Source organism: Nitrobacter sp. 62-23 (genome assembly GCF_001897285.1).
Taxonomy (GTDB): Bacteria; Pseudomonadota; Alphaproteobacteria; order Rhizobiales; family Xanthobacteraceae; genus Nitrobacter.
Window position 1 is genome coordinate 1 of the sequence record NZ_MKSM01000070.1, and the last position, 6,731, is coordinate 6,731.

Sequence of the window (6,731 nt, forward strand, 5' to 3'; positions counted from 1 at the left end):
AAACATGGTGGTGAAACTGTCCCTGCACGAGATGGTGCCGGTGGCGATCACGCTGCCGCAGCGGGTGACGCTCGAGGTCGTGGAAACCGAGCCCGTCACCAAGGGGCAGACCGCATCCTCGTCCTACAAGCCCGCGATGCTGTCCAACGGCATCCGCACCGGCGTGCCGCCCCATGTCAGCGTCGGCACCCGCATTGTGGTGATGACGGAAGACGGCTCCTACGTCGAACGCGCCAAGGACTAAGAGAGGAAGCAGGGCCACGGATGTGAGACCGGCGGTTCGCGGCAGCATGTCTCTTCGGTTCGCCAGACGCGCCGCCGCGGCATGGCTGCTGCTCGCAATCACGGCCTGCGGTGCCGCCGCCGGCGACTTCAGGACGCCCGGAATTTCGATCGTCCGCGTGGAATGGCGCACCGTGCTCGATCAGCTCAAGTCCGAGATCGAGGATCGGCCCGCCCTCGCCGGCCGCTTCACCTTCAACGCCTTGCGTCATCTGCCGTGGTCCGATCCGCGCACCATGCCGGCGCTGATGCAACTAAATGCGGTGACGCTGCCGCTTTTCACGCGCATCAACCAGAGTCCGGTGCCGGTGCTGCTGCCGTTCGATGCCGGCATGTATCTCGCCGAGCGCATGACCAGCGCGTCGCCGCGCCCGCCGCTCGCGCACTTTCAGGACGGCTTCCAGGAGCGGATGTTCGATGCCGGTCCGGCCGGCTATGACGCCAAGTTCGCGCTGCCCCCCGGCGCGGCCGACGGCATGCCGCAACTCACCTACAAAAAGCCCGTCGAAATCCAGATCACAGGTTCGATCCTCACTTACGACATCGACGATCCGTCGGGAGGAAAAGGTGAATCCGTAAGCGCGCTGGCGGCGCAGTTTCCGGATCTCCGGCGAATCATTCGCGAAGGTTACGTGCGCTATGCATTCACGCGGTTCGGCGTTCCCTATGTGGTTTCGATCCATTGCCTCGACAGCGCGCCGCGCGCGAACCGGCTGGCGTGCCGCGAGGCCTCGGCCGTGGCCGAGCGGTTTCTGAAAGCGTTGCACATCGCGGGCGGGCGGCCGTCGCAATCCCGCATGGCGATCGCACCCGGCGTGATGCCTCGCCCGGCGGCATCTTCCTCCGATTTCACCTACCGTCCTCCGGGCGAGATCATCGCGAACAGCGGCTATCGCGGCGATAGCGGTCGAGCCGACACGACCGTCTATTCGCAGATCCGGTTTCCGATCGAACGGGCGCCGGCCTACGCGAACTCGCAATCGTTCCTGAACTGGGGCGACTGCTTCCACCGCGGCCGCGTTCCTCCGCCGTCTGACAAGGGCGATCGCTATCACTGCAAGTCGAGCAACAAGCCGCTGGTGTTCGACGAGTCCGCGGCGGAAAACTATTCTTACCCATGGCAGGACAATTTCTGCGAGGCCCGCGATTTCAACGTCGGACAATGCCCCGCCGGATCAGGACATCAGGGTCAGGACCTGCGCCCGGCGACATGCACGCTCCGCAACAAGGGTGCCGATCGCTGCATCCCCAACCGCCATGTGGTGGTAGCCGTGCGCAACGGCGTCATCATCCGTTCACTGAGACAGCAGGGCGTGACACTGCTGGTCAACACCCGCGATGAGCACGTGCGCTTCCGCTACATGCACATGAATCCGGCGCGGCTGGACAAGGACGGCATCCTTGACGATCGCCGCGTCAGTGAAGGCGAAAAGATCGGCCTTGTGTCGAATTACATGGACCACCTCGGCGGCACGACGACGCACCTGCATTTCGACGTGCAGGTGTTCACGCGCGACGGCTGGATCTGGGTCAACCCCTACGTCACGCTGATCTCGGCCTATGAACGCCTGATCGGCGGACGCGGCCGCGAGATCACCACCGAAGCCGAAGCAGGTCCGCAGCCCGCGAAGCCGCAGGATCCCGTTCATCCCGAGAAGCCCGCCGAGGGCGAGGGAGATTGAGAAGGGTCGAGTTCCCGCGACGCAATGAACCTTTGCCGCCGGGCGCTTCTCTCCGTTAAGCTCGCCGCATGAAAACATTCGATTCCCAAATCCGGATCAGCCGGCGCGGCGTGCTGCAATGTCTCGGCGCGGCGGCGGTGCTCACGCCCTTCCCGGCTCTCGCAGCGACGCCGCAAGGTTTTGAGCGGTGGCGCGACAGTTTTCGTGCCCACGCGTTGGCGAAAGGCATCTCGGAGGCAACGTGGAATCGCTGCATGGGCCGGATCGAGCCGGACATGAGCGTGTTCAAGCAGATGCGCAACCAGCCGGAGTTTCATGAGAAGACCTGGCAATACATCAACCGCCGCGTTTCGGACTGGCGCATCATCGCCGGCAAGGAGGCGCTGCGAAAGAACGAGGCGCTGTTTTCTCGGATCGAGCACGATTTCGGCGTCGAACGCGGCACGCTGCTCGCGCTGTGGGGCGTCGAGTCCGCGTTCGGCGATCCGCTGGTGCAGAAGAACCACATGCGACCGGTATTCCCCTCGCTGGCGGCGCTCGCATGGAACGAGCCGCGCCGGCGCACCTATTGGGAAACCGAACTGATCAACGCGCTGCGGATCGTGAACAAAGGCTGGAGCACGCCCGAGGAGATGCGCGGCTCGTGGGCCGGCGCGATGGGGCATACGCAATGGATGCCGGAAGTCTGGCTCACTGTCGGCATCGACTATGACCACGACGGCCGGGTCTCGCCGTTCGGAAGGCCGGACGACGCGCTGGGCTCGACGGCGCGCTATCTCATCAACCGCGGCAAATATCATCGCGGCGAGCATTGGGGTTATGAGGTGCGCGCATCCGGCGGCGCAAGCGGCAATCGCAGCTACGCCGCGTGGACGGCGGCCGGCGTGCATCGCGCCGACGGCAAGGCGTTTCCGCAGCCGAATGCCTCGGCCAAGCTCTGGATCCCCGAGCCGGGCGGTCCAACATTCCTGCTGGGACCGAATTTCTATGCCGTGCGCAGCTACAATCCGTCGATGAACTATGCGCTCGCGATCTGCCATCTCGGCGACCGCATCCTCGGCGCGCCGCCCTTCATCCAGCCCTTCCCCGGCTCCGAGCGCGCGCTCACGCTCGCCGAAGTGCAGGAAGTGCAGACGCGCCTGACCAAGGCCGGATTCGACACCGGTGGCACCGACGGCCGCGTCGGCAACGACACCATGAAAGCGGTGAAGGATTTCCAGACCCGCGTCGGCCTGCCCGCCGACGGCTATGCGGGACTGCAAGTGCTGGCGAAGCTGCGGCAGGGATTGTAGCTGTTCTTAACCTCTCCCGCTTGCGGGGCAAGACGAGCAAAGCTCGCTCTGAGAGGTCGACCGACGAAGTCGGTCGGTGGGGGCATCTTCACTGACATTACCCCCTCCCCAACCCTCCCCGCGCAAGCGGGAGAGCGAGTTCGCATTGCCTCGACGACACATTTCCGTTCAAATGTAATCACTTCAACGGATAACCGCCGGTCCCGGATCGGGCACCGCGACGTCCGTGACGCGCAACTGCACGCGCTCCGCGCCTTGCCAGCGATCCACAGCCAGCGATCCCGCGACATGCAGCGGCTGTCCGCGCATTTGCGCCAGCGCGTTGCCGAGCGGCTGGCCGACCGCGCGGAACGCGATGCCGTTCACGATCGCGCCGTCACCCGACTTGAATCGCAGCCGAAGGTGTGCCTGCCCGACCTCGTCAGCATGGATGAGTTGGTGCGACGGCAGCGCCAATACCGGTTCGGGATTGCCCGCGCCAAATGGTCCCGCGCGATTGAGCATCGCCACGAATTCGGGAGTCACCGCGCGCGCGCTGACCGCGCCATCGATGAACAGTTCGTTGACGTGACGCGACTGTGCGACATCGGCGGCGAGCGCCTTCTCCATGTAGGCGCGGAATTCCGCCAGCCGTTCCTTGCGCAGCGTGACGCCGGCCGCCATGGCGTGGCCGCCGCCCTTGAGCAGCACGCCGTCGGTCACCGCCTGCCGCACCGCCCTGCCGAGATCGACGCCGCCGATGGAGCGGCCCGATCCGGTGCCGATGCCGCCCGGCTCCAGCGCGACCACGAAGGCGGGCCGGCCGAACTTGTCCTTCAGCCGCGACGCGACGAGACCGACCACGCCGGGATGCCAGCCCTCGGATGCCGTGACGATGACCGAACCCTTGTCCTCGAGTCCGAGCGAGGCCAGCGCCTCGGCTTCGGCTTGTGCCTCGGCCGCCTGCTCGATCACGCGGCGCTCCGTATTGAGGCGATCGAGTTCGGCGGCGATGCGCGCCGCTTCCGAGACGTCGCCTTCGAGCAGCAGCCGCACGCCCAGGTCAGCACGTCCGATGCGGCCGCCGGCGTTGATGCGTGGCCCCAGCATAAAGCCGAGATGCCAGGCCTCCGGTGGGCCGTTCAGCCGCGCGACATCCATCAGCGCGGTGTGGCCAATGTGATCGCGGCGGCGCAGCGCGATCAGCCCCTTTGCCACGAAGGCGCGGTTGAGGCCGGTGAGCGGCGCGACATCGGCGACCGTGCCGAGCGCGACGTGATGCAGCATGTTCAGGAGATCGGGCTCCGGCCGCTCGGGCGTCCAGAAGCCGCGCTGGCGCAGTTCGCGGTTCAGCGCGACCAGCGTCACCAGCACAAGACCGACGGCGGCGAGATGCCCGAGGCCCGAGAGATCGTCCGGCCGGTTCGGATTCACCAGCGCGTCCACATCCGGCAGATCGTCGGCGCACTGGTGATGATCGATCACCACCACCGACATGCCCTGTTGCTTCGCGACCGCCAGCGGCTCGATGCTCGTGGTGCCGCAATCCACCGTGACAAGCAGCGTCGCGCCTTTTGCCGCAAGCGCGTTGATCGCGTCGACGTTCGGGCCGTAGCCCTCGAAAATCCGGTCCGGGATGTGGATCAGCGGCGTGAGGCCGCAATGGCGCAGATGCCAGGCGAGCAGCGCCGCCGAAGTCGCGCCATCGACGTCATAGTCGCCGAAGATCGCGACCGTCTCGCCGCGCATCGCGGCATCGGCGAGCCGTTGCGCCGCCGCCTCCATCTGCGTCACGGTGAAGGGATCGGGCATCAGCCGGCGAATGGTGGGATCAAGAAAATCCGCGACCGCATCGATCTCGATGCCCCGCCCCGCGATTACCCGCGCCAGCATTTCCGGCAACTGATGCCGCTGCGCGATCGCCAGCGCGCGCGCCGCCCCCCGCGCATCGAGGCGGTCGCGCCACAAGCGGCTCGTGGCCGAACGCGCGACGCCGAGAAAAGCGTCCGGTGCTTCGACCGGAAATGCGGTGGCTGGCAAGGTCATGATGTCGTCCGCGCCTTGCGAGAATTTTTCGCGCCGGACGCACGGCGTCGCGCGAAGATTGACGTCAATCCAGGTGAAATTTATCCAACTGCCGGTGCTCGGCCTTGATGCGGCGCACGGTGCCCGTCACCGAGCGCATCACCACCGTATCGGTCTTGATTACGTCCTTGCCGAACCGGACGCCCGAGAGCAGCGAACCCGAGGTCACGCCGGTTGCGGCGAAGACGCAATCGCCTTTCACCATGTCGCCGATCTCGTATTTCTTTTTGGGGTCCTTGATCCCCATCTGCAGTGTCCGCTCGCGCAAGGCTTCGTTGTCGATGATGAGACGGGTCTGCATCTGGCCGCCGATGCAGCGCAACGCCGCCGCGGACAGCACGCCTTCCGGCGCGCCACCGCTGCCCAGATAAATGTCGATTCCGGTTCGCGGCTCCGCGGTGTGGATGACGCCGGCGACGTCGCCGTCGCTGATCAGGCTCACCGCGGCGCCGATCTTGCGCAGCGCGGCGATCTTGGCGGCATGGCGCGGGCGGTCGAGCAGAATGGCGGTGATCTCGGTCGGCTTGACCCCCTTGGCCTTGGCGAGATTGATGATGTTCTCTTCCACGGGCGCATCGAGATCCACCGTTCCTTGCGGATAGCCCGGACCGATCGCGATCTTGTCCATGTAGCAATCGGGGGCGTGAAGCAGCGTGCCGCGCTCGGCCATCGCGATGGTGGCGATCGCGCCGGGCATGTTCTTGGCGCACAGCACGGTCCCCTCGAGCGGATCGACCGCGATGTCGACCTCCGGTCCGTGGGAATTGCCGACTTTCTCGCCGATGAACAGCATCGGAGCCTCGTCGATCTCGCCCTCGCCGATCACCACCGTGCCGTCGATCGGCAGCTTGTTGAGTTCGCGCCGCATGGCGTCGACCGCGGCCTGATCGGACGCCTTCTCCATGCCGCGCCCCCGCAGGCGCGCCGCCGATACCGCCGCCCGCTCCGTCACGCGCACGATCTCAAGCGTCAGGAGACGACGGAGCGCCTGTTGCGGCGGAATGGAAATATCTGTCGACATCGCTTCAACTCTCCTCGGGCAGCGCGGCGGGATCCCTCAATTCTTTTCGATACGGATGACCTGCGGACGGCCGGTGATAACCTTGTCCGCCCTCACCGCATGAAGCGCGCGGTGCACCGCGTCCTCGCTGGTCGCATAGGTAATCAGAAGCACCGGAACCGGCTCCGCCGGTTTGCCGGTCTCGGTCATATCGAGCTTGCCGTTGGGATGGCGCTGGACGATCGATTCGATCGAAATCTTCTGCTCCGCGAGCCGCGTTGCAATGGTCGCCGCGGTACCGGCGAAATCGCGCGCCATCAGGCGGATGTAGTAGCCGCCCTCATGGCGCTCCATCGGCGCCTTCTTGGTCGCAAGCAGCCGTGACGCCGGCCGCCCGAACGGCAAGGCGCG

At 65.9% G+C, this 6,731-nt stretch carries 4 protein-coding genes and 2 pseudogenes; 3 read left to right on the forward strand and 3 right to left on the reverse strand.

Annotation, left to right across the window (positions count from 1 at the left end; genetic code table 11):
- The 3 genes and pseudogenes from BGO16_RS06265 to BGO16_RS06275 form a co-directional block, all read left to right on the forward strand.
- Window positions 1-244 (forward strand): annotated as a pseudogene (locus BGO16_RS06265) (elongation factor P); the annotation flags it as partial.
- Window positions 245-290: 46 nt separating this feature from the next.
- A complete protein-coding gene (locus tag BGO16_RS06270; protein ID WP_292617733.1) occupies window positions 291-1,964 on the forward strand; it encodes a M23 family peptidase in 1,674 nt (557 codons plus the stop codon).
- Window positions 1,965-2,032: 68 nt separating this feature from the next.
- Window positions 2,033-3,256 (forward strand): lytic murein transglycosylase, encoded by a 1,224-nt coding sequence (locus BGO16_RS06275; protein WP_292617734.1) that lies wholly within the window; start codon window positions 2,033-2,035, stop codon window positions 3,254-3,256.
- Window positions 3,257-3,439: 183 nt separating this feature from the next.
- On the opposite strand, the gene recJ is transcribed toward BGO16_RS06275, so the two are convergent.
- The 3 genes and pseudogenes from recJ to BGO16_RS06290 all read right to left on the reverse strand — a co-directional run.
- The gene (gene recJ / locus BGO16_RS06280; protein WP_292617735.1) at window positions 3,440-5,281 is read right to left on the reverse strand and encodes a single-stranded-DNA-specific exonuclease RecJ; all 1,842 of its coding nucleotides are present in this window, start codon (window positions 5,279-5,281) and stop codon (window positions 3,440-3,442) included.
- A gap of 64 nt (window positions 5,282-5,345) precedes the next feature.
- Window positions 5,346-6,341 (reverse strand): class II fructose-bisphosphatase, encoded by a 996-nt coding sequence (gene glpX, locus BGO16_RS06285; RefSeq protein ID WP_292617736.1) that lies wholly within the window; start codon window positions 6,339-6,341, stop codon window positions 5,346-5,348.
- A gap of 36 nt (window positions 6,342-6,377) precedes the next feature.
- Window positions 6,378-6,731 (reverse strand): annotated as a pseudogene (locus BGO16_RS06290) (ACT domain-containing protein); the annotation flags it as partial.